The sequence below is a fragment of the Arthrobacter sp. zg-Y919 genome (assembly GCF_030142045.1).
GTDB lineage: Bacteria > Actinomycetota > Actinomycetes > Actinomycetales > Micrococcaceae > Arthrobacter_B.
The window spans coordinates 413,235-438,383 of record NZ_CP126242.1 but is presented as its reverse complement, the minus strand read 5'-3'; the positions used below and the strand labels follow the sequence as shown (position 1 = coordinate 438,383).

The 25,149-nt window shown below is 65.7% G+C and carries 29 protein-coding genes; all 29 read right to left on the bottom strand.

Annotated features, from left to right (window positions below):
- Positions 1-85: 85 nt before the first annotated feature.
- The 29 genes from QNO10_RS02165 to QNO10_RS02025 all read right to left on the bottom strand — a co-directional run bounded on the left by QNO10_RS02165 (position 86) and on the right by QNO10_RS02025 (position 24,938).
- On the bottom strand, positions 86-1,261 hold the full coding sequence (locus QNO10_RS02165; protein WP_229950899.1) for a hypothetical protein: 1,176 nt from the start codon (positions 1,259-1,261) through the stop codon (positions 86-88).
- Positions 1,236-3,293: a flagellar biosynthesis protein FlhA gene (locus QNO10_RS02160; protein WP_229950902.1), complete on the bottom strand. Its 2,058-nt coding sequence runs from the start codon at positions 3,291-3,293 to the stop codon at positions 1,236-1,238. Before QNO10_RS02160 ends, QNO10_RS02165 begins: the two co-directional genes overlap by 26 nt.
- Entirely contained in the window at positions 3,290-4,417 is a 1,128-nt protein-coding gene (locus QNO10_RS02155) for an EscU/YscU/HrcU family type III secretion system export apparatus switch protein (protein ID WP_229950904.1), read from the bottom strand. Before QNO10_RS02155 ends, QNO10_RS02160 begins: the two co-directional genes overlap by 4 nt.
- The gene (locus QNO10_RS02150) at positions 4,418-5,176 is read right to left on the bottom strand and encodes a flagellar biosynthetic protein FliR (protein WP_229950906.1); all 759 of its coding nucleotides are present in this window, start codon (positions 5,174-5,176) and stop codon (positions 4,418-4,420) included. It abuts the gene before it with no gap.
- The gene (gene fliQ, locus QNO10_RS02145) at positions 5,177-5,452 is read right to left on the bottom strand and encodes a flagellar biosynthesis protein FliQ (protein ID WP_229950908.1); all 276 of its coding nucleotides are present in this window, start codon (positions 5,450-5,452) and stop codon (positions 5,177-5,179) included. It lies immediately after the preceding gene.
- Positions 5,452-6,303: a flagellar type III secretion system pore protein FliP gene (gene fliP, locus QNO10_RS02140; protein ID WP_229950910.1), complete on the bottom strand. Its 852-nt coding sequence runs from the start codon at positions 6,301-6,303 to the stop codon at positions 5,452-5,454. The genes fliQ and fliP overlap by 1 nt, the downstream gene beginning before the upstream one ends.
- Complete coding sequence (gene fliO / locus QNO10_RS02135; protein ID WP_229950913.1) at positions 6,300-6,806, bottom strand: flagellar biosynthetic protein FliO; 507 nt, start codon at positions 6,804-6,806, stop codon at positions 6,300-6,302. Before fliO ends, fliP begins: the two co-directional genes overlap by 4 nt.
- Positions 6,806-7,507, bottom strand: a complete 702-nt coding sequence (fliN, locus tag QNO10_RS02130; RefSeq protein WP_229950915.1) for a flagellar motor switch protein FliN — start codon at positions 7,505-7,507, stop codon at positions 6,806-6,808. The genes fliO and fliN overlap by 1 nt, the downstream gene beginning before the upstream one ends.
- A gap of 2 nt (positions 7,508-7,509) precedes the next feature.
- Entirely contained in the window at positions 7,510-8,379 is an 870-nt protein-coding gene (locus tag QNO10_RS02125) for a flagellar motor switch protein FliM (protein WP_229950917.1), read from the bottom strand.
- A gap of 74 nt (positions 8,380-8,453) precedes the next feature.
- Positions 8,454-9,272 carry an OmpA/MotB family protein gene (locus tag QNO10_RS02120; RefSeq protein WP_229950918.1) on the bottom strand — a complete coding sequence of 273 codons (819 nt, stop codon included), beginning with the start codon at positions 9,270-9,272 and terminating at the stop codon, positions 8,454-8,456.
- Entirely contained in the window at positions 9,269-10,090 is an 822-nt protein-coding gene (locus tag QNO10_RS02115; RefSeq protein WP_229950920.1) for a motility protein A, read from the bottom strand. The genes QNO10_RS02120 and QNO10_RS02115 overlap by 4 nt, the downstream gene beginning before the upstream one ends.
- Positions 10,090-10,395 (bottom strand): flagellar FlbD family protein, encoded by a 306-nt coding sequence (locus tag QNO10_RS02110; protein ID WP_229950922.1) that lies wholly within the window; start codon positions 10,393-10,395, stop codon positions 10,090-10,092. The genes QNO10_RS02115 and QNO10_RS02110 overlap by 1 nt, the downstream gene beginning before the upstream one ends.
- A 168-nt stretch (positions 10,396-10,563) precedes the next feature.
- On the bottom strand, positions 10,564-11,760 hold the full coding sequence (locus tag QNO10_RS02105; RefSeq protein ID WP_229950923.1) for a flagellar hook protein FlgE: 1,197 nt from the start codon (positions 11,758-11,760) through the stop codon (positions 10,564-10,566).
- Positions 11,761-11,800: 40 nt separating this feature from the next.
- A complete protein-coding gene (locus QNO10_RS02100; RefSeq protein ID WP_229950926.1) occupies positions 11,801-12,247 on the bottom strand; it encodes a flagellar hook assembly protein FlgD in 447 nt (148 codons plus the stop codon).
- A gap of 14 nt (positions 12,248-12,261) precedes the next feature.
- On the bottom strand, positions 12,262-13,788 hold the full coding sequence (locus QNO10_RS02095) for a flagellar hook-length control protein FliK (RefSeq protein WP_229950928.1): 1,527 nt from the start codon (positions 13,786-13,788) through the stop codon (positions 12,262-12,264).
- Positions 13,785-14,438: a C40 family peptidase gene (locus QNO10_RS02090; protein WP_229950930.1), complete on the bottom strand. Its 654-nt coding sequence runs from the start codon at positions 14,436-14,438 to the stop codon at positions 13,785-13,787. Before QNO10_RS02090 ends, QNO10_RS02095 begins: the two co-directional genes overlap by 4 nt.
- Positions 14,438-14,869: a flagellar FliJ family protein gene (locus QNO10_RS02085; protein WP_229950932.1), complete on the bottom strand. Its 432-nt coding sequence runs from the start codon at positions 14,867-14,869 to the stop codon at positions 14,438-14,440. Before QNO10_RS02085 ends, QNO10_RS02090 begins: the two co-directional genes overlap by 1 nt.
- Positions 14,869-16,200: a FliI/YscN family ATPase gene (locus QNO10_RS02080; protein ID WP_229950934.1), complete on the bottom strand. Its 1,332-nt coding sequence runs from the start codon at positions 16,198-16,200 to the stop codon at positions 14,869-14,871. The genes QNO10_RS02085 and QNO10_RS02080 overlap by 1 nt, the downstream gene beginning before the upstream one ends.
- Entirely contained in the window at positions 16,197-16,808 is a 612-nt protein-coding gene (locus QNO10_RS02075; protein ID WP_229950938.1) for a FliH/SctL family protein, read from the bottom strand. The genes QNO10_RS02080 and QNO10_RS02075 overlap by 4 nt, the downstream gene beginning before the upstream one ends.
- Entirely contained in the window at positions 16,798-17,835 is a 1,038-nt protein-coding gene (fliG, locus tag QNO10_RS02070; RefSeq protein ID WP_229950990.1) for a flagellar motor switch protein FliG, read from the bottom strand. The genes QNO10_RS02075 and fliG overlap by 11 nt, the downstream gene beginning before the upstream one ends.
- Before the next feature lie 59 nt (positions 17,836-17,894).
- On the bottom strand, positions 17,895-19,487 hold the full coding sequence (fliF, locus tag QNO10_RS02065; RefSeq protein ID WP_229950940.1) for a flagellar basal-body MS-ring/collar protein FliF: 1,593 nt from the start codon (positions 19,485-19,487) through the stop codon (positions 17,895-17,897).
- Positions 19,487-19,792: a flagellar hook-basal body complex protein FliE gene (gene fliE, locus QNO10_RS02060; RefSeq protein WP_229950942.1), complete on the bottom strand. Its 306-nt coding sequence runs from the start codon at positions 19,790-19,792 to the stop codon at positions 19,487-19,489. The genes fliF and fliE overlap by 1 nt, the downstream gene beginning before the upstream one ends.
- The gene (flgC, locus tag QNO10_RS02055; RefSeq protein ID WP_229950944.1) at positions 19,792-20,184 is read right to left on the bottom strand and encodes a flagellar basal body rod protein FlgC; all 393 of its coding nucleotides are present in this window, start codon (positions 20,182-20,184) and stop codon (positions 19,792-19,794) included. The genes fliE and flgC overlap by 1 nt, the downstream gene beginning before the upstream one ends.
- Complete coding sequence (locus QNO10_RS02050; protein WP_229950946.1) at positions 20,184-20,525, bottom strand: flagellar basal body rod protein FlgB; 342 nt, start codon at positions 20,523-20,525, stop codon at positions 20,184-20,186. Before QNO10_RS02050 ends, flgC begins: the two co-directional genes overlap by 1 nt.
- Before the next feature lie 185 nt (positions 20,526-20,710).
- A complete protein-coding gene (locus tag QNO10_RS02045; RefSeq protein WP_229950948.1) occupies positions 20,711-21,055 on the bottom strand; it encodes a hypothetical protein in 345 nt (114 codons plus the stop codon).
- Positions 21,045-21,482 carry a flagellar export chaperone FliS gene (gene fliS / locus QNO10_RS02040; protein WP_229950950.1) on the bottom strand — a complete coding sequence of 146 codons (438 nt, stop codon included), beginning with the start codon at positions 21,480-21,482 and terminating at the stop codon, positions 21,045-21,047. Before fliS ends, QNO10_RS02045 begins: the two co-directional genes overlap by 11 nt.
- A gap of 2 nt (positions 21,483-21,484) precedes the next feature.
- The gene (gene fliD, locus QNO10_RS02035) at positions 21,485-22,819 is read right to left on the bottom strand and encodes a flagellar filament capping protein FliD (protein WP_229950952.1); all 1,335 of its coding nucleotides are present in this window, start codon (positions 22,817-22,819) and stop codon (positions 21,485-21,487) included.
- Between the two features lie 225 nt (positions 22,820-23,044).
- Entirely contained in the window at positions 23,045-23,938 is an 894-nt protein-coding gene (locus QNO10_RS02030; protein WP_229950954.1) for a flagellin N-terminal helical domain-containing protein, read from the bottom strand.
- Positions 23,939-24,071: 133 nt separating this feature from the next.
- Positions 24,072-24,938, bottom strand: a complete 867-nt coding sequence (locus QNO10_RS02025; protein ID WP_269437881.1) for a sigma-70 family RNA polymerase sigma factor — start codon at positions 24,936-24,938, stop codon at positions 24,072-24,074.
- Positions 24,939-25,149: the final 211 nt, after the last annotated feature.

Genomic DNA, 25,149 nt, shown 5'->3' with positions numbered 1-25,149 from the left:
CCCACTCTACCCCACGGCGGGGCGAAGGGCGGGAAGCGCGGAACCGTTCAGCACGGCGGGTTTTCCTCTCCGGGGATCAGAGGGGTCAGAGCACTGGAGTGGGCGAGGGGCCGCCGTCGAGCCAGCCGATAGGCAGGCCCAGCTCGTTGACGGACTGCGGCGTACCCGTGGTGTCGATGCCTTCGACGGCTGCGGCGTCCACCACCGCCGCTGACCGGACCGCACCCACCCACGCAGCGGTGTCCTCGGACTTCCGGCTGGCGTCGACCGCGACCCAGACCTGATCGGCGGCCAGGGCGGAGATCAGCGTGGTGTGCCGCCCCATCTCGGTGCCGGTCCGGCCCAGGCCGTAGGCCAGGAAGATGCTGTGGCCCGCCATCACGCCGGCTGCACGGGCTGTTGCCACCGCACGCCGGTCCGCCGCCCGGCCCACGCCGTCGGTCTCCAGGACTCCCGCGATCCGGACGGCTGCCGCGCCGGCACCGGACGAGTCAGCCATGGAACGGCAGACCTCCAGCGCGTCGTCGCCGAGGCCAACCACCATCACCAGGTCTCCTGCGCCTGTGAGAGGAGCAGGAGCCATCGGCACGGCACTGCGCTGGGCCGGTTCCAGGCTCTGGTTGATGCGGCCCAACACGGGCTGGCCGGGAACGCCCTGGTTCATTAGCTGCATTGACTGCTGCTGCAGCCCGGGCGTGAAGGCGGCGGAGCCCGACGCCGGGGCGCCGGTACTGGCTGCGAGGGTATCCATCAGCTGTGCGAACGCCGTGGAGTCGGTCGAGACGGCCGGAGCCGGTGCGTCCGCGGGAAGCACGGCAGGAGGCAGTGGGGCCGGGGCTGGTGCGCTCGGGGCAGGTGCGCTCGGGGCAGGCGGAGCCGGGGCATGCGTCTCGGGGGCAGGCACAGGTTCGATAGCCAGGGGCTGTACAACGGGGGCCGCCTGGACAACGGCCTGGCCTGCGGGGCCGGACCGGTGAAGGGTCGACTCGGCCCGTTCCGCCTCTTCGAGGAGCGCCGAAATACCCGCCCGGCCGGATACCGTCCCGGCGGGCAGATCCGGTTCCACCGGCGCCCGGCGGCGGCCGCTGGGCGGCAGCTCCACGGTCACCTCGTAATGCTGGCGGGAAAGGAAACCGCCAATCCCGCCGATGGTCACCTTTTCCGCAGCAATAATCCGCGCCTTCGGGCCATGTTCGGCTAATACCTGGGCTTTCAGGACGTCAAGCGACGGCCCCTCAAGCTGAAATCGTCTCGGTTCCACGCACCACCCCTACAGTCTCGATACCGACATTACCCGCTGTTGCTTCCTGGTAGGACAGCACCGGCAGTCCACCGGTCTGGGCGGAGAGCAGCCGGCGCATGCCCGGGCGCAGGGCCGGGGCGCAGACCAGCACCGCGTTGTAACCGGCATTCTCGGCTCCCGCGACGGCGTTCTTCAGCGAGGCCAGCACGGTATCGACCCTGGCCGGATCAAGCAGGATCTGGCTGCCCTGGTCGGAGGGACGCAGGGCTTCGAGCATGGACTGTTCCAGTGCCGGGTCGATCATGATCACCCGGAGGACCCCGTCGGCGACGTATTGTGCGGCCAGTGCCGGACCCAGCGCGGTCCTTGCGGTCTCAATCAGCCCCTCCGGATCCTGGGAGACCTTGGCCCGCAGCAGCAGGGACTCGTAGATCCGGGGCAGGTCGTTGATGGGAATCTGTTCCGCCAGCAGTCCCTGCAGCACCCGCTGCACTTCCGCCAGGGAGAGCACGTTGGGAATCAGTTCGTCCACGGCGGAGGGATTGACCTGCTTGACGCCCTCGGTCAGCACCCGCACGTCCTCGCGGGTGAGCAGCCTCGCAGCGTTGGCGGTGATGACGGAGGACAGGTGCGTGACCAGTACGGACACCCGGTCAATGACCGTGGCCCCCGACATTTCGGCGGCGTGCTGCATTTCCGCCGGAACCCACTTGCCGGCCAGGCCGAACACCGGTTCCACCGTGGCGGTGCCGGGCAGCCCGTCAAGGTAGTCCCCCAGCGCCAGGATCCGGCCGGCAGGGGCGTCCCCGCGTCCCGCCTCCACACCGGAGATCCGGATGACATAGGTGGACAGCGGCAGTTCCACGCTGTCGCGTGTCCGCACGGGAGGCACCACGATGCCCAGTTCCATCGCGATCTTGCGGCGCAGCGCCCGTACCCGGGCCAGGAGATCGTCGGACCCGCCCGTGACAATGTCCACCAGATCCGGTGCCAGGAGGATCTCGAGCGCATGGACGCGCATCTGTTCAATCAGGTCCTCAGTGGTCTCCGAGCTGGCGGGTGCGTCCAGGGCCGCCTGGGCGGAGTCCTTTTCAGCCTGATCGCTTGTCTCCTTGGATTTGATCCGCTGCGAAATGAAGAGCAGCAGTGCGCCGATGATCAGGAACGGGGCGATCGGCATGCCGGGGATCATGCCCATCACTATCGCCGCGCCGCCCGCAATCATCAGCGCGTTCCGGGACTGGCCCAGCTGCGCGCCGGCCGTGGACCCCATGTCCGCCTCGGCATTGGAGCGGGTGACGATCATGCCGGTGGAGACGGCCATCAGCAGCGCGGGAATCTGGGTGACCAGGCCGTCGCCGATGGTCAGCAGGCTGTAGGTGTTCACTGCTTCGCCGGCGGTCATGCCGCGCTGGAGCATCCCGATGGCGATGCCGCCGATGAGGTTGATGATGATGATGATCAGGCCGGCTATTGCGTCACCCTTGACGAACTTCGATGCACCGTCCATGGCGCCGTAGAAGTCCGCTTCCGCCGAGACCTCCGCGCGGCGCTCCCGGGCCTGGGTGTCAGTAATCAGTCCGGCGTTGAGGTCCGCGTCGATCGCCATCTGCTTGCCCGGCATGGCATCAAGGGTGAACCGCGCACCTACTTCGGCCACGCGTTCCGCACCCTTGGTCACGACCACGAACTGGATCACCACCAGGATCAGGAAGATCACCGCGCCGATGATCAGCGAGCCGCCCACGGCCACGTGGCCGAACGCCTCAATCACCTGGCCGGCATACCCCTCCCCCAGCACCAGCCGGGTGGACGCCACGTTCAGGCCCAGCCGGAACAGTGTGGCGACCAGCAGCAGGGACGGGAACACCGAGAAGTCCAGCGGCTTGCGGACGAACATGGTGGTCAGCAGGATCACCAGTGCCAGCAGGATGTTAATGATGATCAGCACGTCCAGCAGGCCCGCGGGGATGGGCACCACCAGCAGCAGGATGATGCCGATGACGCCAATGGGGACGGCGAGCTTCAGGAGGTTGCGGTTGCGGTTCATGACGCGGCCTTACGGTGTTGTGGGGTGGTAACGGGTTCGGGCGGTGCGGCCGCCATGGTGTGCATGCCCCGGGCGGCGCCCCGCCGCTTCAGGGCCATAACGAAGGCCAGGACCCGGGCGACGGCGTTGTACAGTTCCGCGGGGATTTCCTGGTTGAGCTCACAGGCGCTGTGCAGGGCACGGGCCAGCGGGATGTCCGAGACCATGGGGACGCCCTGTTTTTCCGCCTCTTCGCGGATCCGGGAGGCGATGTTGTCCGCCCCCTTGGCGACGACCCGGGGCGCGGACTTGCCCGGCTCGTATTTCAGGGCAACAGCCACGTGCGTAGGGTTCACCAGGACGACGTCGGCATCCGCCACAGCGGCGATCATCCGGTTCCGGCTCATGGCCAGCTGCCGGGACCGGCGCTGCGACTTGATCAGCGGATCGCCCTCACTGTTCTTGTTTTCATCCTTGACTTCCTTTTTGGTCATGCGGGTGCGTTTGCGGTTGCGTTTCATGACCACCATGATGTCGGCGGCGGCCAGGACCAGGCCGGCGGCAACGGCGGCCTGCAGCAGCAGCGCGGTGCCCCCGCCCGCTGCTTCCAGGACGGCCGAGACCGGCAGCCCGCCGGCGGACATCAGCACCGGCATAAGCTGCTGGATCACCGCATAGAGGACCAGTCCCACCACTGCCGTCTTGAGCAGGGACTTGACGCCGTTCCACAGGGCCTGGGTGCCGAAGACGCGCTTGACACCGGTGATCAGGTTGAACTGTTCGAACTTGCCCTTGAATTTCTTCGCGTGGATCCCGCCCTGCAGTCCGGCGGTCAGCAGGACGACGACGGCAACCACACCCAGCAGCGGGCCAAGGATGAAAGCCAGGGTGCCCAGCCCCTCGTTCATCTGGGTGAGGGCCAGCAACGGATCGGGGTCCGCGATGGTGGTGGCAACGCCTGCCAGGATATCCCCGGCGGCTTCGCTGCCGCGCGAAATGGTGAACGGCATCATCAGGGCAGCGGTGCCCACGCCCACCCACGCGGTGAGGTCTTCTGAACGGGAAAGCTGGCCTTTGGAACGGACTTCCTTCATCCGTTTCTCGGTGGCCTGCTCGGTCCGTTCCCCTGAGTCCTGCTCCGGCATCTATCCCACCCCCGTCAGTCCGCGCACGATAGTGTCGACCAGCCCGGAGACGATCCGGGGCAGGGCAAGGAAAACAACGGAAGCCAACGACAGGGTCAGCAGGATCTTCAGCGGAAAACCGAGGGCGAAGGCATTCAGGGCGGGAGCCACGCGGGTGAGCAGGCCCAGCCCGGCATCAGCCAGGAAGAGGACCACCAGCAGCGGCCCGGCAATCTGCACCGAGGCCAGGAACATCTGCGAGACCGCGGTGGTCAAGGCCGACGCCGGTTCGCTCAGATCCAGTCCCCCGGTCAGCGGCAGCGCGGTGAAGCTGCGCAGCAGTCCGCCGATAATCAGCTGATAGCCGTCCGAAGCGAAAAGCAGTGCCAGGGCGGTGATCTGGAAGACGCGGGTGAACTGGGCACCGTTGACCATGGACTGCGGATCGAAGGCCTGGGCAAGCTGGAAGCCGCCGAAGGTGTCGATGAGGTTGCCGGCGGACTGGACGGCGGAGAACACCACAAGCACCAGGAACCCCAGTATGGCACCCACCAGCAGCTCCAGGACCAGGGCCATAAAGAACGCTCCGGTGCCCAGCGCGCTGTAGTCCTCGCTCACCTGCGGCGCTATGGCGAGTGCCAGGCCAAGCCCGAGCATGGCTTTGATGCGCGCCGGGAAGGCGTTGTAGGAGAACGGCGGCGCGACGATCAGGAAAGCCACCATCCGCACCGAGGCCAGCAGGAACGCCTCGATCCACTCCTGGTCAAGGGTAATCTCCATCTAACCCCCGCCGAGCAGGGACGGGATCCTCTGGAACATCTCATGGGTGAAGGCCACGATTTCAGAAATCATCCAGTGTCCACACACCACCAGGGCGAGGGCCACGGCCAGGGCCTTGGGTACAAAGGACAGCGTGACTTCCTGGATCTGGGTAATGGACTGGATCAGCGAGATGGCGAACCCAACCACCAGCGCCGTGATCAGCACCGGCGCGGACAGCTTGGCCGACACCCACAGCCCCTGCATCGCAATGTCCAGTACGGCGTTTGTATCCACTAGGTACCGCCCTGGTAACTGTTGATCAGGGAGGTAATGATCAGGCCCCAGCCGTCCACGAGGATGAACAGCAGGATCTTGAACGGGAGGGAGATCATCACCGGCGGGAGCATCATCATGCCCATGGACATCAGTGCCGCGGACACCACCAGGTCAATGACCAGGAACGGGATGAAGATGACGAATCCGATGATGAACGCGGCCCTCAGCTCGGAAATCATAAACGCCGGGATCAGCGTGGTCAGTGGAACAGACTCGGGGGTTTCCGGGTTTTCCTGCCCGGCCGCGCGGGTCATCAGCGCGATGTCCTCTTCACGGGTATGCGCGAGCATGAACTGCTGCAGCGGCCCGGACCCGGTGTCGAGGGCGGCATCGAAGTTGAGCTCACCGTTGAGGTACGGCTGCACGGCCAGCGTGTTAATTTCGCTGATCACCGGAGCCATGATGAACAGCGAGAGGAACAGTGCCAGTCCCGCGAGGACCTGGTTGGGCGGGATGGAGGGCAGAGACAACGCGTTGCGGGTCATGGCCAGCACCACGAAGATCTTGGTGAAGGAGCTGAGCATCAGCAGCAGCGACGGTGCCACCGAAAGCAGGGTGATGCCGATCAGCGTGGTCACAGCCGTGGACGGCGAGCCGTCCTGGCCGTTGATGTCGATACTCAGCCCGCCGCCGTCGTCGGGCTCGGTGGGGGCGGCGGGATCGGTGGGTGCCACGGGGGGCGCCGGATCAAACGTGGTGGCATGGCCGGCGGCAGCGCCCAGCAGGAGCAGGCCAACCACAGCGAGGAACAGCGCAACAGCCAGTCCGAGGGTGTGCCGTACCCTGCGCACGTCGACGGCGGCGCTCACCCTTTGCGTCCCCGGCGGAGTGCTGCGCCGGCCTGGCGCCAGGTGTCAGGGGCAAGGATGGAACCGGACAGCGCGGACTTCGCGGGTACCGGCTGGACCGGCGGAAGGGCATGCGCCCCGCGGCCGGCACGGCGTGAGGGCAGGCCGGCGGAAGGATCTCCGGCGTACTGCGGATACGGGTCGGCGGCCTTGGCGGCTTCCAGCGAGGCAGCGAAACCGTCGTCCGACGTGGGCAGGGGTTCGGGTGCCGGGGGCAGCTCGGCGGTATGCAGCACGTTCACCGAAGCTTCGGTGACGCCCAGGAGGAAGCGCTGCCCTTCGGTCTCGACCACCACCACGGAAGCTTTGGGGGTCAGCGGCTGCCGGCTGACGACGCGTACCGCGGGCTGGTTCGCTCCGTCGAAACGCGCGTTACGGGTGAGGTAGCGCTGGAGGAACCACAGGAGTCCAAGGACGGCGCCGAGTGAAACCAGGACGCGGAGTCCCAGAAACAGGGTATCCACTAATTGAGCCCCTCGACCACGTCCAGGATTTTCGTGATCCGCACCGCGTAGTCCTGGTCAATGACCACAACTTCTCCGTTGGCGATCAACCGGCCGTTCAGCAGGATGTCTGCGGGCGCTCCGGCGGAGCGGTCCAGCTCCACGACGCGTCCGGGTTCCAGGTTCAGGACATCGCGCACGGACATCCGGGTGTGGCCGATTTCCACGGTCAGCGCCATCTCGATGTTGTTGATACGGCCCATCTTGCCCACGATCGAGGGGCTGGACTGCCCGCCCTGGGTGCCCGGGTTGTCCCGCAGCCGGATAGCGAACCATCCGGCGGTGCCCTCCGGGGAACGGAGTTCGAAAACGACGCTGGCCGGATCGGCGAAAAGTGCTGATGCGTCCTCGGTGCGGGCCTCACCGAGGACGCCGATGCCCAGCGTGGCGCTGGCGGCTTCGAGGGAGGGGCGCAGTACGTCTGCCGCCGAGACGAGCGCGGAATCGGTGCCCGCGACGTCGGCCAGGGGTGAGGAGCTGTCCAGGACCAGGGCCAGGTCGGCCGATTCGGTGCCCACGAAGGACGCGGTGACTGCCGTCGCGGTGTGCGCCGCCGGCACTCCGGCCCCGTTATGCGGGATCGGTTCCAGGACAAGGGGGGTGGGCAGACCCCGCACCAGGGCGGAAACGGCGTCGGCGTGCAGGCTGTGCGGGCTGGACATGTTTACTTCTCCTCGATACTGACGATGCTGCCGGCGAGGCGTGACCCGCTGGCACCTACTGCTGCCTGCGCCAGCGTCTGTCCGTCAACGGTGACGTTCAGCGGGCGGTGGCGGGGATGCCCGAGATTCAGGACGTCCCCTACGGCAAGGTTTAGGACCATGGCGGGTTTCACCGTGATGGGTTCCAGCTGCAGGCACACCTTTACGGGCACGTGTGCAATCTGCATCTGGACAAGTTCCGCCGGCGTGGCGATGGTGGATGGGGTGCTCAGCGGGTCCAGCTGCGGGAGCAGGGCGGCCGCGGGGATGGCCACGGTGGCGGGAGCGGTGGTTTCGCCGACCACCATCTCGAAGGTGGCCACAATCATGGGGTCCCCGGACGCGGCGGCCTGGGCGAACTGCGAGTTGTACTGCACCGAGGCCAGGGTCAGCGGGGCGGAGAGCAGGTGGCCGAGGGAATAGTGCAGGTCCTCCACGGCGTCGTCCATGATTTTGCCCAGCAGTGCCTGCTCGATATGCGTGAACTTGCGCTCCGGGGCCGTCTGGAAGCCGGTGCCGCCGAGCATGTGCCCCACCCAGGACAGCGCGGCGGCCATCGGAAACTGGATGACTGCTTTTGCGGATGTGGTGGAGATGTTGAACAGCACCATGCCGGTGTTGTCCGGCAGGGCGGCGGCGTACTCGTCATAGCTGAGCACCTGCACCTGCTCGGAGGTGACCTGGGAGAGCACCCGGACCTTGGCGGTCAGCTGGGTGCCCCACTGGCGGGCGAAGGTATCGAAGGCCATTTCCAGCACCCGTGCGTGCTCGCGGGCCAGCGTGGTGGGCCGGCTGAAGTCATAGACCTCTACGGGCTTGGCTTTCACGGGCATGCTTAAGGAGGGTGAATCTTGGACCATCACATACCGCACTATCGGCAGTTGCGCCGTCCGCGTAAGAAGGGCTGCTAGGTGCCCGCGGTGGCTTGGCGCTCCGCGACGATTCCGGGGATGAGCGAGCGGACGTCCTCGCTTTGACCGGACAGGACGACGATGTCGACGCGCCGGTTCCGTGCGAGTTCCGCGGCATCCCTGCCGGGCGTCAGCGGGCGGGATTCCCCGTAGCCGACCGCCTTGATGTGGTCCTGGAGGACCCCGCCGCTGGATACCAGGTAGCGGAGCACGTTCACGGAACGGGATGAGGACAGTTCCCAGTCCAGGGCGTTATCCGCGAATTGCCGGACCTGGGCCGTGTGGCCCTCGATGGAGACCTGGTAGGTAGTGGGCGCCAGGGCGGGTCCCACCGTGTCCAGGACCTGGACGGCCTGGTCGGTGAGGTCCGCCAGGTCAGGGGCGAAGAACATTTCGGAGCTGACCAGGCGGATGGTCAGGCCGCGCTCATCCATTTCGAAGCGGACGGCGTCTTCCATGCCCTTTTCCTGCAGCCCGGCGTAGATGGCGTCCTGCAGCGCCGTGAGGTCGTCCACCTCCTTGGCTGCCTGTGCGGCCAGGGAGGCCTCGGGTTCGACGACTTCCTCGCTGTCCACCTGGTCCGGCGGCACAATGATGCCGACGGCGGTGTCCACCGTGTTGCTCTCCTCCGCGCCGAATCCGGTGGCCAGGGATTCCTTGAGCTGTTCGAACTTCTTCGCATCCACGGTCGACATGGCGAACAGGACAATGAACATACACATCAGCACGGTGACCATGTCCATGTAGGAGGCCATCCAGCGTTCGTCGGGATGCTCCTCCTCTTCTACCTTGGGACGCCGGCGTTTGGTGCTCACGCTGCGTCCTGGACCTTGTCTGCGGCGTCGGCCTTGTCAGCCTTGTCGGCCTTATCCGCTTTGCCGCCCAGTGCGTGGGCGGGGACCATAGCGCGCAGCCGCTCCCCGAGCAGGCGGGGCTGGCTGCCGGCCTGCAGGGCCAGGACGCCTTCCATGACCAGCGTCATTTCCTCGGCTTCGAGGTCCGCCAGCCGCTTGAGCCGGGTGCTGATGGGCAGCCAGATGAAGTTGGCCGAAAGCAGGCCCCAGAGGGTCGCGACGAAAGCCGTGGCGATCATGGGTCCCAGGTGGTCGGGTGTGGAGAGGTTTTCCAGGACGTGGGTCAGCGAAACGACCGTACCGATAATGCCGATGGTCGGCGCGTAGCCGCCGAGTCCGTTGAAGAACTTCACCGCAATCTTGTCAGTGGCCGACTTGGTGGCAATTTCATCCTCGAGCAGCATCCGCAGCTCCTCGCCGTCGGTACCGTCGGCGATGTTCTGCAGGGCGGTGCGCAGGAAGGGGTCTTCGGCTTCAGCGGCATCCTGCTCGAGGGAGAGGAGGCCTTCGCTGCGGGCCTTTTCAGCCAGCAGGACCACCCGGTCAATGGTCTCCTGCGGTTTGGGGGTCTTGCCTACGAAGGCCCGCGGCAGGGATTTGAAGGACAGGAGGAAGTCCTTGAGGGTGCTGCCGCCCAGGCCCACGGCTATGGTGGCTCCGAACACGAGGATCATCGGCGCGGGCAGCAGGAGCGCGGACACATGGGCACCTTCGAGGGTGATCATGGCGTAAAGCGACCCGAAGGCGAGGACTAAGCCGATAATTGTTGCTGGATCCATTAGTCGTTCCTAGGGCGAAGGGGCACAGTGTTGACGGCGGATGGCTTATCCGGGTCTGCGGAAAAAGTGTCGGGTACGAGCCCCAGGCTGCGGCCCGGAACCCGCGGAGGGATATCCCGGGCCATGGAGATGACCTGCGCCCGGTAGGCGGCAATCCTGTCGATGACCTCCGGCAGGCTCTCGGTCACGATGTATTTTGCTCCGTCAACCATGACCAGGGTGGTGTCCGGATTGGCGTGGATCCGCTCGATCAGGTCAGGGTTGATCGCGAACTGAGCATCATTGAGACGCGTAAGAACAATCATTGCCCCGTCCTGGCTAGTTCCACAGGACTCCGATAGGTCCTCACCCCTACTTTCGGCCGTTGCGCCGCCGTCGTTAGGAACGCCGCCCACGGGCACCCTGTCCGGCGGGGCCTTTAACGCACCGGACGGCCCCGCCTGTGCAGGCGGGGCCGTCCGGTGCGGAACGGATTAGCGCTTCAGGTTGGTCAGTTCCTGCAGCACTTCATCCGAGGTGGTGATGATTCGGGCATTGGCCTGGAAGCCGCGCTGGGCCACGATCAGGTTGGTGAATTCCTGGGACAGGTCCACGTTGGACATTTCCAGGGAACCCGCAACGGCGTTGCCCATGCCGGGATCGCCGGGGCCGCCGAGTACCGGATTGCCGGAGTTGACGGTGGCGGTGTAGCCGGAGTTGCCGGCCTTCTCCAGACCGGCCGGGTTGGTGAAGGTGGCTACGGCGATGCGTGCCAGGGACTGCTTGGCGCCGTTGGTGAAGGAACCGATCAAGGTGCCGTCCTTGGCAATGGAGAAGGACTCCAGGGTGCCCGCGGCGCGGCCGTCCTGGCCGGTCACTGACGCCGTGCTCACGCCGGCGTAGCTGGACAGGGCGGTGAGGTCCACCGCAGCACCCCCAACCGTGATGGAGGCGGCGTTCCCGGCTGCCTGCTTGCCGTCGGTGAAGGTCAGCGGAACAGTGGTAGCTCCCGGTGCGGAAACGTCCCAGCCGGTGCCGGTACGGGTGAAAGTCAGCGGGATAACGCTGGCGACGCCGTTGTTGTTGTAGACGGTCATATCACGCACGATCGTGCCGGCAGCCCGCGGAGGAACAGCTGCCGGATCCGCAGGCAGGGTCTCGGAGGGCAGGTTTCCACCCATGGTGACGTTCGCCGTCGCCTTGGCGGGGGAAACCGCGCCGTCGGGCAGGGTGACGTCGCCGACCGCACCACCGGTGTTGATGACTCCGTCGACGCCGGTCCAGCCCTGGACGATTTTGCCGTCCGTGGTGACCAGGCGTCCGGAGGCGTCCATGTCGAAGGCACCGGCACGGGTGTAGGTGGTCTGGGTGCCCTGTTTGGTGACGAAGTAGCCGTCACCGGAAATCATCAGGTCCGTGGCGCGGCCGGTGGACTGCGCCGAACCCTGGGTGAAGTTGGTGGTGATGCCCGAGACGAGCACGCCGAGGCCCACCTGGGCGGGGTTCGAGCCGCCGTTGTTGGCGCCGGGGGCCGTGGCGCCCTGGGTCAGCTGGGACAGGGTGTCCTGGAACTGGACGGCCGTGGCCTTGTAGCCGGAGGTGTTGACGTTGGCAATGTTGTTGCCGGTGACGTCAAGCATTGTCTGGTGTGAGCGGAGTCCGGAGATGCCGGAGTAAAGGGAGCGAAGCATGGGTGGCGCCTTTCAGCTTGGGTGGTGCCTGGGAAGGAGGTTATGCGGTTACTGCGGGAGCTTTAGGTGTGGACTCGGCGGATACAACTCCGGAGATCCGGTCCAGGAGGACGTCTTCACCCTCGATGTTGACGGTGGGGACGCCGGCGGCGTAGGACACCGACTTGGCGGTTCCGGTCACGGCCACGCCTTCGTCGTTGGTGTAGGTGACGTTCTGGCCGATGAGCGCAGCGGCGGCGATGCGCATCTGCAGGGAGAAGTTCTCCTCATCCATCTTGGCCATGGCTGTGAGCTGTTCCATGGATGCCAGCTGGGTGGTCTGGGCGATCATGTCGTTGGTGTCCATGGGCGAGCTTGGGTCCTGGTTGCGCAGCTGGGTGACCAGCAGGTGCATAAAGACCTCGCTGTCCATGCTCTGCTTAGGTGTGCGGGTGGGCTCGGCAGCGATACTGCTGCCGGGGGTTGCCACAACTGCTTCGATAGGCACAGTGGTCTCCTTTTCTAGGCCAGGAAATCGATGGTCAGTGCCGCGTCCGGGGATCCGGGGCGGTAAGTCTTGGGTGTGTTGTCCTCCGGGCGCAGGGCACGCGAGGCAGGCTGTCCTGCCTCAGCCGCAGCACCCGGGTCGGCAGGGCCGTCACCATCACCGCGGTCAGCGCCCTGTCCGGGCGCATCCTGTGACGACAGTGAGAGGTTCGCGTTCATCCCGGAACCGGCCAGATCGCGGCGAAGGTCCGTCAGCAGGGTGCGCAGCGCCTCCCGGCCGGCGTCGGAGGGAGCGAAAAGCTCAATCCGCACACCGTCGGCGCCCACATGGGCACGGACGGTGACCGGTCCGAGGTTGTCCGGGGTGATGCTCAGCGTCATCGTGTGCTCCCCCTGAGGAGCCGCCGCGAGGCTGAAGAGCGGCTGGGACACCTGGGACAGCAGCGGGGTGGGGGTGGGTGCCGGAGTGGCAGCCGCGGACACAGCCGCCGGGCTGGACACGATGGTGGACTGCGAAACCGCACCAACGTTCGGCACCATTGCGGGGGCTTCGCCCGCAGCGGCGAGGGTTCCGGCCACGCCGGCCGCTGCGGTAGCCGCAGGGATGGTGGCCGCAGGGACGGGGGGAGAAGCGGTGTCCGTGGCCGCGGAGGCTGGAGCTGCCGCGGCAAAAGCCTCAGCGAAAGCCCCGGCAGTGGCCGGCGTACCGGTGCCGGTGCCGGGGTGAGCCGGGGTGCTGGCTGCGCCGCCGGAAACCGCGCCGGCCGAGGGAAGTGCGGTTCCGGCGGGGATGGCCGGAGCAGCGCCGGGCAGGACGGCAGTGGGCAGGCCGTTTCCGGTCCGTCCGGTCTCCGGTGCCGCCGATGCCTGGCGGGCCGGTCCGGGCGCCGCGGCGGGCCGGGCCAGGCCGGCCGCTGCCGGAACAGTTCCGGTTGCTGCGGGCGAAACAGAGACGGGCCCGGTGGAAGCCGGTGCTGCCGCGGGCATTGCCGGGAGCACCGCAGCGGTGGCACTGGTCGAGGCGGTAAGAACATTGGCTCCGCCGGCCGCGGCTGCCATGGCTGCCGGCGAACCGGCACTCATGAAAGCGGAAGCCGGAGATGCGGGGCCTGTAGTGACGGCGGCAGTTTCCGGTGCCAAGCCGGCTTCGTCCAAAGAGCCGGACCCGGCGGAGAATGCCACGGCGGGAGCGGTCTCCTGCGGGAGTGCCTCCGGAGCGGCCTCGTCCGCGGATACCCCGCCGGCGGGTGGTGCCGGCGTACCGGCAGCAGGCAGGGCAAGACCGGCAAGACCCGCGAAAACTGCGGCCAGGGATGGCGCCGGTGAGGTGGGTGAAACCGAAGTACGTTCCGGAGAAGCACCAGGGGTGGCGGATTCCTTTTCGGCAGTACCCATCCCGGCGTTCGGGGTCGAAGCGGCCAAGGCGTCCTCGAGTGAGGACCCGAACCGGGCCGCGCCGAACCCGGCGTCGGCGGTGGTGGAAGCGGTCCGCGGGGCAGCAGCGGGGGCGGCCGGACGCGGCATTCCAGTGGGGACGCTCATGCTGCCGATCCCATCATTGCCGCCTGTGCGGCGCGGGCGGAAGCCACCAGGTCGGAGAGGCCTGCGGTGCCTGCAGCACCGCCGGTTCCGGTGGTTCCTGCGGTTTCGGTGGGCAGGATGCGCCGGATAGTGGTCAGGTTCGCGTCCGTTTCCCACGCATCGCGGATAGCAATGGTCTGGCCCGGCTGCGGAGCATCCACTGCCTTTCCGTTGCCCAGGTAGATGGCGACGTGTCCGCCGTCGTGGCTGAACAGCAGGTCGCCCGCCTGCGCCTGGGCCAGCGAAGCAACCTCGGTGCCGGAGTTCATCTGGTCCCAGGTGACCCTCGGCAGGGTATAGCCCAGGTCCTTGTAGACGTTCTGCACAAATGAAGAACAGTCCAGGCCCTTCGCCGGGTCGTTGCCGCCCCAGACGTAGGGCAGGCCCAGGTACTTCTGGACGGCGTCGAGTACCTTGCCGTCGGCAGCTCCGCCGGTGCCCCCGGATGCCGCTGAAGTCAGCGCGGAGAGGGTGGAGGCGAATTCCGCGTCGGAGCCGGTCACTGAAGAAGTGGAGGTAGCCGCGGCCGCGTTCGCGGCCGTGGCGCCGGAGAGCTGGCTCAGCGTGCTCCGGATTTCGTCGATCCGCCCAAGGGCGTCCGTCATGCTCATTAGTTGGCTTCCTTCTGCCGGCGGTGCCAGGCGGTGCCGGCGAGTTCATCCAGGATGGTTTGTTCGGTGCGCAGGTCCTCGGCGGCTTCAGCCTCAGCGAACTTGCCTTCAAGCTTTTCCAGGCCCACCGAACGGGCCCGGGCGGAGGAGAATTCAGCGCGGGCCGCTTCCACTTCCGCTGCGTGCCGGGTTCCCAGTGCGGCCAGGTCCGCGAGCATGCTGCGCGAAGACGAGCGGGCGGCGGCGATCGCATTCATGGTCGACACATCAACCGCCTCACTAAGGGAAGTTTCAAGGGTGTTGTAAGCCTCGGCGCGGGCCTCACGCGTTTCACGCATGCGGACATTGGCTGCCGCGAGTTCACCGGCGGCCCGGTCCTGCTGCAGCTGGCGCAGGCGGAGCAGCCCCGCGAGGGGGAAAGTACGGGACATCACGACACCCCCAGCATCCGGGTCAGGGTCTGCAGCTGCGCCCAGGCGGTCTCCGCCGGGGTTTGTTCATCCATGCGCTGCTGCAGGAAGGCGTTTATGGCGTCCTGGTTGTCTACGGCCGCATCCACGAGTGGATTGGAGCCGCGCTGGTAGGCCCCGACGTCGAGCAGGTCCTGGGCAGCGCGGCGGGCGGCCATCACCCGGCGCAGGGTCGAAGCGGCGTCGCTGCGTTCGCGCGGGTTCACCCGGGAAGCCACCCGGGAGATGGAGGCCAGGGCGTCAATCGACGGGAAATGGCCGGACACGGCCAGCTTGCGGTCCAGGACCACGTGCCCGTCGAGGATGGACCGGGCGCTGTCGGCAATGGGTTCATTGTGGTCGTCGCCGTCCACCAGCACGGTGTACATGCCGGTGACGGATCCGCGTTCTCCGGTGCCCGCGCGCTCCAGCAACTGGGCAAGCAGGGAGAAGGTGGAGGGCGGGTAGCCGCGGGTGGCGGGCGGTTCGCCCACGGACAACCCGATTTCCCGCTGGGCCATGGCCACACGGGTCAGGGAATCCATCATCAGCATGACGTCGGCGCCGCGGTCCCGGAAGGACTCGGCAATGCGGGTGGCCACAAACGCGGCACGCAGGCGCATCAGGGCCGGTTCGTCCGACGTCGAGACGACCACGATGGACCGGGCGAGGCCTTCGGCCCCCAGATCGTCTTCGAGGAACTCGCGGACTTCACGGCCGCGCTCCCCCACCAGGGCGATGACTGATACTTCCGCATCCGTACCGCGCGCAATCATCGAGAGCAGCGACGATTTACCGACGCCGGAGCCGGCGAACAGGCCCATGCGCTGGCCGCGTCCCACGGTAGTGAGGGTGTCCAGTGCGCGGACGCCGAGCTGCAGAGGGGTGTCGATCCGGGTGCGCAGCATGGCGGAGGGGGTTTCATGGTCCAGCGGGACGAAGGCTTCGACCTGCAGCGGTCCCTTGCCGTCGATGGGCCTGCCCAGGCCGTCCAGCACCCGGCCAAACAGTCCGGTGCCGGTGGGAACCAGCAGAGGTGTGCCCTTGGAGCGTGCCGGTGTTCCGGCGGTCAGTCCGGCAAGACGGCCGAAGGGCATGCAGCGGATTCCTTCACGGGTGGCAGCCACTACTTCGGCGTCCACCTCCGCTCCGGGGTGGCCAATGGAGACCAGGTCGCCCACGCCGCAGTCCAGCCCGGCGATTTCAATACTCAGGCCCAGGACGGAGGACACCCGTCCGATCCGCTGCGGGGCAGCGGACCGCAGGGCAGCGGCGAAGCGGGCCGGGCGGGGGCGCCAGGTGGTAGCAGTCATGCGTCCTCCCCCAGCAAAGCCGTGCGGGCACGTTCGACGGCGGAGCCCAGCGAGGCATCCAGGTAGCCGTCCGGGAATTCGGTGACGGCATCGCCCCGCTGCAGGCCGGCGTCGCCCACAAATTCCACCCGGGCGCGGCGCAGGGTGTCTTCGTCCAGGGACGCGAGGTCCACCGGATGCATGCGCACGCGCTGCACCAGGTCGATGTCAACGCCTTCCAAGGCGCGGGCCAGCGCCGAACGGGCGGAAGCGTCGCCATGTTCCAGTTCGCGGCGCAGCAGCGCTTCGGCCAAATCGATGGCGGAGGCCGCCAGCGCGTCCTGGAGGTCGGTAATCAGGGCCACGGTGCGGCCTTCAAGGCTGAAAACGGCGGAGTTGAGCGCGGTGAGGCTCCGGTTCATGCGTTCCTGTCCCCGGCGCATTTCGTCGTCGTACTGCTCGCGCAGACTGCGGCGCAGCAGATCGGTGTCTGCGGCGGCGGCGCGGAGGCCGGCGGCATAACCGGCGGCGTGGCCGCGGGCCTCCACCTGTGCACCGAGCTGTGCTTCGTCCTTGGCGCCCAGCGAGGTGTAGATCAGGCGCGAGAACGTCTGTTCGTCAGTAGACATACTCTTCCTCGTCCGCGTGGTGCACCTCGATGATGCCCTGGGCTTCCATCTCGCGGATGGCCCGGACAATGTTGGCCCGTGCTTCTTCCACCTGCGAGAGGCGGGCCGGCCCGGAACTCTTGATCTCGTCGTCGAGCAGCTCCCGGTTGCGTTCGGACACGTTCGTGCGGATGGCATCCAGCACAGCCTCGGTGGCACCCTTCATGGCCAGGGCCAGGGTGCCCACGTCGATGCCGCGCAGCACCAGCTGCACGTCGCGGCGTTCGAGCTTGACCAGGTCGCCGAAGGTGAGCATCCGTGAGCGGACCTCTTCGGCGAGGTCCGGATCGCGGTCCTCCAGGGCCTCAAGCAGGGCGCGCTCGGTCACCGCGTCGGAGCGGTTGATGATTTCCACCAGGGGCTGCACGCCGCCGATGGCATCGGACGCTTCGCGCGCAGCACCCAGGGCGGAAGCACGCGCCCGCAGGGTCTCGGCAACCACGCGCACGGCCTCCGGGGTGGCCCGGGCCATCGTGGCGATGGCCTGCGCGACGTCGGTGCGCAGATCCGCACTCAGCCCGGTCAGCACGGCGGAAGCCCGCTGCGGCCGCATGTGCGCAAGGACCAGCGCGATCGTCTGCGGCAGTTCGCCGTCCAGCAACGCGATCACCTGGGTGGGTTCAGCGGTTTCGAGGAATTCGAATGACTTGCCCGCCATGGAGGAGGCAAGCCGTTCCATCACGCCGGAGGCACGTTCAATACCGAAGGATGCTTCGAGCAGCCCCATCGCGACGTCACGTCCACCGTGGGCACGGCGGCGGCCCTCAATGGACATTTCATAGAACTCGTTGATGGCATCTTCAGCCACAGCGGCGTCAACCCGCCGGAGCCGGACAATCTCCGCAGCAATCGACTGCGCTTCCGCCTCGGTGAACTGCTGCATAACCACCGCTGCACGGGACGTCTCCAGCTGCATCAGCACGATGGCAGCCTTCTGGGTTCCGGTCAGTTCGCCCGGGTCGACATCCTGCACCGGGGCGCCGCCCATCGCAAAAGGCTGCGCGCCCTGGGCAAGGGACAGCCCGGCCGGGGCGGTGGCAAGCTCGGTCATGATCGGCTTTCCTCCATGAGGTTGCGAAGGTAATCCGCGGTACGGACCGGATCCTGTGCGGCCAATGCGTCGATTTCCGCACGCTTGCGGTCCTGGTCCACCGCTGCGGCCACAATCTGCATCGACGCGGTATCCGTGGAGACCGCCGGTGCGGGCTCATTGAGCATCGCCAGGGCAGCGGGCGGGGCCAGCGGATCCAGTTCCGGGAGTTCGCCGATATCAATGGCTTCCCGGTTCTGCCGGCGGGAGCGCATGGCGTAGGCGACCAGGGCAAGGATGACGATCAGGACAACGCCGGCCACGATGATTCCCATCTGGAGCATCTGGGCCCGGCGTTCAGCGTCTTCCTCTGCCTGTGCTTCAGCCAGGGCGTCCTGGGCACTGGTGGCGCCGTCCGCGTTGAAGGACACCATCTCCACGGTGATCTCGTCACCGCGTTCGGCATTGATGCCGGCGGCAGTGCCGACCAGTGCTTCCAGGTCCGCGACATTCAATCCGGCGGCTGCGTTGGTGTTCAAGGCCACGGAGACCGTCTGGCGGTTCAGGGAACCGGCCGGGATTTCCCGTGTTTCGGTCACCTTGTTCACAGCGTTGTTCTTAGTGCTCGTCTCGGAGCGGAAGGCACCGTCCTCGCCGGTTCCGCCAGGCACGGCAATGTTGTCCGGTCCGAGGATGCCGGCGGCACCGCCGGCGCCGCCGGTGTATTCCTCGGTGCTGGTGGCTTCGTTCAGCGCGGGGGTGTCCTGCGGCGCGGTGAAGGATTCCTCCACCCGGTTGGCGGACTCGTAGTTCATATCGGCTGCAACCGCTACGGTCGCGTTGCCCGGGCCGACCACTCGGTCCAGCATGGTCTGAACGGAGGCGGAGACCCGCTCCTCATAATCCGTGGCTTGTTTGTCCGCTGACCCGGTGGCACCGGTGCCGACTGCGGACAGCACAGTGCCACTGGCATCGATGACGGCGACGTCGGTGGACTGCATGCCGTCGACTGAGGCCGAGGTGAGATGCACGATGGCGGACACCTGGTCTGCGCTGAGGGTCTTCGAGCTCTGGGTTTCAACGAACACCGACGCCGTTGGATCCGACTTTTCCGAGACAAAAACGGTGTCTTCGGGGATGGCGAGCTGCACGGAGGCATTCTTAACGCCGTCGATGGCCCCCACGGTCTTGGCGATTTCGCCTTCCAGCGCCCGCTTGTACGTCACGGACTGCTGGAACTCGGAGGACGTTACGCCCATTTCATCCAGCAGCGAATAGCCGCCGGTGGATTCGGAAGGCAGGCCGGCACCGGCGGCCTTGAGCCGCTGGTCGTACACGTGCTCTTCGGGAACCATGATGGTTCCACCACCGTCGGCGACCTCGTAGGGAACGCCGTCGGTCTTGAGCTGTTCGACAATGCTGTTGGCATCCGTAGCCTCAAGCCCGGAGAACAGCGGTGTGTAGGAAGGCTTGGTCAGCCAGGAGGCGAGCAGCGCGATGCCCAGGGCCACCACGGCGATGCCGATAATGGCGATGGTTTTCTGCGCCAGGGTGAACTGACCGGCAGTCTTGCCCAGCCGTCCGGTCATCGCGCTCATGGGTCCGGGCATCAGGCCTGCATCCGCATGATCTCGTTGAACGCGTCAACACCCTTGTTCCGCACGGCGGCGACAAGTTCCAGGGTGACGGAGGCACGGGTGGAGGCAATAGTCGCGGCATGGATGTCATCCAGGTCCCCGGTTACTGCCTGCACGGCGAGGGTCTTGGAAGTCGACTGCAGTTCCGTGACGTTGTCCACGGCGCCGGTGAGCTGGGTGGCGAAGGACGAACCGTCAGTGGAGACGGCCGGCTTTGGAGCTTCCACGTAGCCCGTCGGCGTGGTGCTGCTGACAGCGGCAATGGCGGGAACGGGCATTAGGAGCGTCCAATCTGGAGTGCAGCTTCGTATGTGCTCTTGGCACGGTCAACCACGGCGGCGTTGGCTTCATAGCCGCGCTGGGCGAGGATCAGGTTGCCCATCTGCTCCGACAGGTCGATGTCGGGGTAACGGACGTAGCCTTCGGCGTCGGCAAGGGCATGGTCGGGCTGGTAGACAACCCGGCCTTCGGCGTCGCCGTATGCGACGCCGGCAACGCGGACACCGGTGCCCTCCTGGCCTTCCTGAGCTACGACATAGCGTGCCTGGAAGGCAGCACCGTCGGTGCTGGAAACATTGTTGGCGTTGGCCAGGTTATCGGAGACGGCGTCCAGCCACTTGCGGTGCGTGGTCAGCCCGGTTGCGGCAATGCCGATGGCATCGAAAGTCATTAGTTGGTCCTCATCGCGGTGCGGAGGGAATTCGCTTCCCCGCCGACGGCCTGGGTAGCGAACTGGTAACGCAGCACCGTGTCGATATTGGACAGGGTTTCCGTGTCCAGGTTGACGTTGCTGCCGTCCAGGCGGGTGGGTTCAAGGGAACGCTCGGTAGTGGCGGCGGCCGCTCCGTTACCGGCTTTCACTGACTTGGCGAGGGCATCTTCGAAACTGACGCGCTGGGCCTGGTAGCCAGGGGTATTCACATTCGCGATGTTGTTCGCGATGGTCCGCTGACGGAGAGCAAGACCGTCCAGTGCACTTTGAAGTGCAATGGAGGATACGGAATCGAACACGTGGAACCCAGTTCTCGCTAAAGGGACAGTGCGGCCGATCCGTGGCCTTTTATTTGAGCTATCCGTGCTCATTATTCTTTATCGGCTTAATTGACAGGCAGGTAAGCGGTAATCGCTTAATCTTTTCGGTTTTTTACCGGCCTGCGCTATATGGAAAAGTAAGGTGCCTTGGTATTAAGCGGCTTCTAGCCATCAACTTCGAGGTAAACAGCCGACGGCGGCGGGCCGGGAACACTTCGAATCAACTGGGATTGTTTACGGTTGATCCGCGACTCATTCCGCAGCTGCGCGTAGGCCCGGGACTGCGCTTTGGCGAGCATCCGGGCGCGCGGAATGAGGGCCTCCGGCAGCGGGCCGAGTTCGGCCGGGGGTTCCCAGTCGGCGGCGACCCCGCGTGCCTGTTCGGTCAATGACTGTCCTTCAAGGAAGGACTCCAGGTTGTCTTCAAGCTGGGTGAGAACTTCTTCCCAGAGCATGAAGCCTGCGAGCTCCGCAGGGCTGCGGTACGGCTCCACTGATTCAGCCGACACCGAGGACCCCTCCCGCAGATCCCGCTGCGGCGGGGGCGGCACCGGCGGCGGGGAGCTGGGCGGATGCTTCGTGCCAGGCCAGGCGGATGGGCTCAAGCAGGTCGATGCACTCGCGGGTCAGCTTCGCGTCACGGCCGATATTGGCGTTGAGCAGGGTGGAAAGTGAGTACGTGTAGATGGCGTGCAGGTTTTCCCCGCCCTCCCACACGTCCGTTTTCAGCGTGCCCAGCAGCTCGGTAATGATGGCCTGGGCATGGAGCAGGTTCTCCGAGGCAAGAGGCCACTCCTCGTTCTGCTGCGCGGTTTCGGCGCGGGCCAGGTCCAGCAGCAGCCGGTCATACAGCATGGTCAGCAGACGGGCCGGCGAGGCCGACAACACCGCATTGCGCGCATATTCGGCCCGTTTAGCCGCCATCGACGTGTTCACGGCTACTTCTTACTCGAGGAAGCGGAGAGGGAGTCCAGCTGGCCGGTCAGCCAGTCCATCTGGCTGTTCAGGGAGCCCAGCTTGACCTCCAGGTTTGACCAGACCATCTTCAGGGTGGATTCCCGTGAGGCCAGCCGGCGGTCCCATTCCTCGATCTGGTTGTTGAGGGACTTCACGGTGGATTCCTGGCCCGTGATCCGCTTGGTAATGGACCCGTCGTACTTATCAGAGGCTGCCTTGCCCGCAGCCTCCACCCGGCCGGCAATGGCCTGCAGTGCTGCCTGGGTTTTCTCGGGATCATCGGCGAGGGCAGCGGCGAACTTTTCGGCATCGAACTCGACGGTCCCGTATTTGGTCAGGGTAATACCGATGTCCGACGTCGAGCGTCCATCCAAGGCTCCGGTGGCGGCATCCATGATGGACTGCTTCAGGGACCGGGTACTCGAGTCCCCGGTGAAGACTCCCCCAACGGTCTTGGTGACGCCGTCGGAGGTATCGATACTGACGGCGGAGTTCCGGTCCATGTAGCCGAAGACGTCCGTCAGACCGGCAACCAAGGAGGCGGCTACGTCGGAAATCGCCTTGCTGTCGCGGCTGACAGCCACGGTGACGGGATCCGTGGACACCGCGGAGACGGTGATATCAACGCCCGGCATCAGGTTCGCGAAGGTGTTGGTGGCAGAAGTGATTTTCGTTTCCGCACCGGCGACGCCGGCCCACAGGGTAACTTCGGCATCCTGTCCGGCCCGAATGGCACCCAGGTCGCTACCGTTCTGGGACACGGTGAACGCTCCGGCCACACCTGTCTCCGCAGCGGTGAACTGCATCCGGTACTGGGCTACGCCGTCCACGTTCCCCGCGGCGATCTTGACCGCGGTGACGCCGAGGTTGGCCTTGTTGACCGTGCTGATGACTTCGTCCAGGCTTTTGCCTGCGGTATCCAGTTCGGTGATGGTCCCGTTTGCGGAAATGGCGAGGGCGTCTCCGTTGGGCCAGGCCGCCATGGCGGCTGAAAGGGATACCTGGGCTGTGGCCAGTTTGTTGACGGTGAGGTCCAGCGAGCCGGCGGCGGCTCCCGCCTTCACGGTTGCCTTGACGCTGTCCGCACCGGTGACGGCGGCGTACCGGTCGGTGCCGCCTGCTTTGGCGATCTTTCCAGCGGCCTCGGTCAGGGACGCGACCTTGGTGTTGAGGTTCTGCAGTGCCGTCACGAACAGCTGGTTGGATGCCACCTTGTCCTGCAGCATCTTCTGCGGGCGGGCTTCGATCTTCATCAGGTCAGCGATCATGGCGGTGGTGTCGATGCCACTGATCAGCCCGTCAATGCCTAGCGCCATGGAAATGCTCCTTGAGAAGTCCTGCCGAGTCTTGCTGATGTCTTACGGGGCCCTACCTGGTCCTGCCTGGTCCTGCCGTGACAAACAGAAGGCAGGGAATGGGCTGGCAGCGGGAAGCGTGAGGTCCAAGTCATGTTTCCCCGCCGCCAGCGGCCATTCACCTGCCGGTACTGCGGTTACTGCTGGTGGTTCTTACTGCTGATGAATCAGGTGTTGCCCGATCTGCTACTGCAGGAGCTGCATAACACCGGAGTTCATCTGGTTGGCCTGGGCCAGCATGGCGGTAGCGGCCTGGGACAGGATCTGGGACTTGGTGAAGTTACCCATTTCCTGTGCCATGTCCGTGTCGCGGATGCGGGAGTTGGCCGAGGAGAGGTTCTCCACGGAGACCGCGATGGAGCGTGCGGTGGACTCCAAGCGGTTCTGCGTGGCACCCAGGTCAGCGCGGGCGGTGGATACGTTCGTGATCTGCTCATCCAGTGTCTCGATGGCAGTAGAAGCGGCAGCCTGGCTTTCGACGCTCGAGAGCGGAGCTGCCTCCGTTCCGGTGATGTCAATTCCCTGCACAGCGGTAGCAACCGCTGAAACGTTCGCGAGGTTGATCGTGATCTCGTTGTTGGCGGTTTTGAGAGCACCGCCGTCAGCGCCGACCTGGATCTTCAGCGAAGCCGTTACACCCGTAGCAGGCGTACCGTGGGTGTTGTCCAGCAGCTGGATGCCGTTGAAGTTGGTGCTGTTGGCGATTCGGCCGAGTTCCTCACCGAGGCCGGTGATTTCCTTCTGGATGGCTGCACGCGACTCGGTGTTGTTGGTATCGTTCGCTGCCTGTACGGACAGGTCGCGAACGCGGTTGAGGATGTTGTGCACCTCGGTCAGGGCGCCTTCAGCGGTCTGGACGAGGCTGATGCCGTCCTGGGCGTTGCGGCCGGCAACCTGCAGGCCGGAGACCTGGTTCTTCAGGCCTTCGGAGATGGCCAGGCCGGCTGCGTCGTCGGCAGCACGGTTGATACGCAGGCCGCTGGAGAGACGCTCCACCGACTTTGCCTGTGCACTCTGGTTGAGCGTCAGGTTGCGCATGGCATTGAGCGATGAAACGTTTGTGGCGATTGTGAAACCCATGATGTATTCCTCCGTGAGTGGGCTGTACTAACAGGCCCATCCGTGGGCCTGCAACCATAGCTATCGGCCGGAGCACCGATGGGTGTTAGGAGTTTCGAAAAAGAATTTGAGAAATTCTTTTCCTACGGAGGACCTAGGAAGCAGCCGGGTTAATAGAGGACGGCCGACCGTCCGGCAGCCCTGGAATCAGACCCCGGGTTCCGGGCAGCGCCGGCGCCAGGTGGTGTCGGGTAATACCGCCCGCAGTGCGGTCCCCCACCGAGGTGAGGTACGCATTCCGGCGGGCCGGGGCAATCCGGGATTGGAGTTCCGGCGCCGCACTGGTGTCGGAGTAATGCGTCCCCAGGCCGTCGCGGAGGAGGCGGACCGCTTCGGCCCGCTGCTGGGACACAGCTGAATGTGTACTGCCAAGCTCTTCGGCAATTTCCTTGACCGTGCGGTCGTGGTAGTAAATCTCTTCCACTACATACCGCATCTTCTCCGGCAGCGCGGCGACGGCGGCCTGCAGGTACTTCAGGCGTTCCGACGCGAGTAGGGAGCCTTCCGGAGAGGGCATGTCCGCAACGAGGAAGTCCGTCACTGATTCATCCAGGCTGGACACAGTGCGGGAGGCATCGGAGAGCGCATCCTCGGCCACGGTGCGGTCCACACCCAAGGCGGAGGCAATCTCATCGACGTTCGGAGTGCGGCCCAGGGCGGCAGTAAGGGTTTCCTTTACTGCCAAGGTCTCTTTGATCCGGCGACGGGCCGAGCGGGTCGCCCAGTCATTGGAACGCATTTCATCCGCAAAGGCACCCACAATCCGGCGCCGGGCATAGGCGCCGAAAGGCACCCCCAGATCCGGGTCGAAGGAATCCGCCGACGTTATAAGGGCAATAGATCCGGCGGAGGCCAGGTCATCACGCGAAAGATGCGTGGCCTTGGCACAGACTTCGGATACGAGATAACCAACCAGTGGAAGATTTTCCACCACCATGGCATTACGTGCGGCGCGATTCAATATGGACCCCCAAGCCCTTGTTCCCCAACTGTCCCCCAACTGATAATCAGTTGTTTGCGCTGCCCTCGTGGTCAGTGGCTGAGTCCGCTGTGGTATCCACGCATGAGCGCTTTAGCTGAAACATACCACTAACATTGGAGAAGACCCGGCCGATAGTGTTTTTTGGCGGACATATTCCAATATGTCTGCCAATCCGAAGACTTTTGCCGCA

What these genes read in the sequence shown, in the direction of transcription:
- QNO10_RS02160 (WP_229950902.1), bottom strand. Translation starts at nt 3,293, where the DNA reads ATGAACCGCAACCGCAACCTCCTGAAGCTCGCCGTCCCCATTGGCGTC.
- QNO10_RS02155 (WP_229950904.1), bottom strand. Translation starts at nt 4,417, where the DNA reads ATGCCGGAGCAGGACTCAGGGGAACGGACCGAGCAGGCCACCGAGAAA.
- QNO10_RS02150 (WP_229950906.1), bottom strand. Translation starts at nt 5,176, where the DNA reads ATGGAGATTACCCTTGACCAGGAGTGGATCGAGGCGTTCCTGCTGGCC.
- fliN (WP_229950915.1), bottom strand. Translation starts at nt 7,507, where the DNA reads ATGTCCAGCCCGCACAGCCTGCACGCCGACGCCGTTTCCGCCCTGGTG.
- QNO10_RS02125 (WP_229950917.1), bottom strand. Translation starts at nt 8,379, where the DNA reads ATGCCCGTGAAAGCCAAGCCCGTAGAGGTCTATGACTTCAGCCGGCCC.
- QNO10_RS02115 (WP_229950920.1), bottom strand. Translation starts at nt 10,090, where the DNA reads ATGGATCCAGCAACAATTATCGGCTTAGTCCTCGCCTTCGGGTCGCTT.
- QNO10_RS02110 (WP_229950922.1), bottom strand. Translation starts at nt 10,395, where the DNA reads ATGATTGTTCTTACGCGTCTCAATGATGCTCAGTTCGCGATCAACCCT.
- QNO10_RS02105 (WP_229950923.1), bottom strand. Translation starts at nt 11,760, where the DNA reads ATGCTTCGCTCCCTTTACTCCGGCATCTCCGGACTCCGCTCACACCAG.
- QNO10_RS02095 (WP_229950928.1), bottom strand. Translation starts at nt 13,788, where the DNA reads ATGAGCGTCCCCACTGGAATGCCGCGTCCGGCCGCCCCCGCTGCTGCC.
- QNO10_RS02090 (WP_229950930.1), bottom strand. Translation starts at nt 14,438, where the DNA reads ATGAGCATGACGGACGCCCTTGGGCGGATCGACGAAATCCGGAGCACG.
- QNO10_RS02085 (WP_229950932.1), bottom strand. Translation starts at nt 14,869, where the DNA reads ATGTCCCGTACTTTCCCCCTCGCGGGGCTGCTCCGCCTGCGCCAGCTG.
- QNO10_RS02080 (WP_229950934.1), bottom strand. Translation starts at nt 16,200, where the DNA reads ATGACTGCTACCACCTGGCGCCCCCGCCCGGCCCGCTTCGCCGCTGCC.
- QNO10_RS02075 (WP_229950938.1), bottom strand. Translation starts at nt 16,808, where the DNA reads ATGTCTACTGACGAACAGACGTTCTCGCGCCTGATCTACACCTCGCTG.
- fliG (WP_229950990.1), bottom strand. Translation starts at nt 17,835, where the DNA reads ATGGGCGGCGCCCCGGTGCAGGATGTCGACCCGGGCGAACTGACCGGA.
- fliF (WP_229950940.1), bottom strand. Translation starts at nt 19,487, where the DNA reads ATGCCCGGACCCATGAGCGCGATGACCGGACGGCTGGGCAAGACTGCC.
- fliE (WP_229950942.1), bottom strand. Translation starts at nt 19,792, where the DNA reads ATGCCCGTTCCCGCCATTGCCGCTGTCAGCAGCACCACGCCGACGGGC.
- flgC (WP_229950944.1), bottom strand. Translation starts at nt 20,184, where the DNA reads ATGACTTTCGATGCCATCGGCATTGCCGCAACCGGGCTGACCACGCAC.
- fliD (WP_229950952.1), bottom strand. Translation starts at nt 22,819, where the DNA reads ATGGCGCTAGGCATTGACGGGCTGATCAGTGGCATCGACACCACCGCC.
- QNO10_RS02030 (WP_229950954.1), bottom strand. Translation starts at nt 23,938, where the DNA reads ATGGGTTTCACAATCGCCACAAACGTTTCATCGCTCAATGCCATGCGC.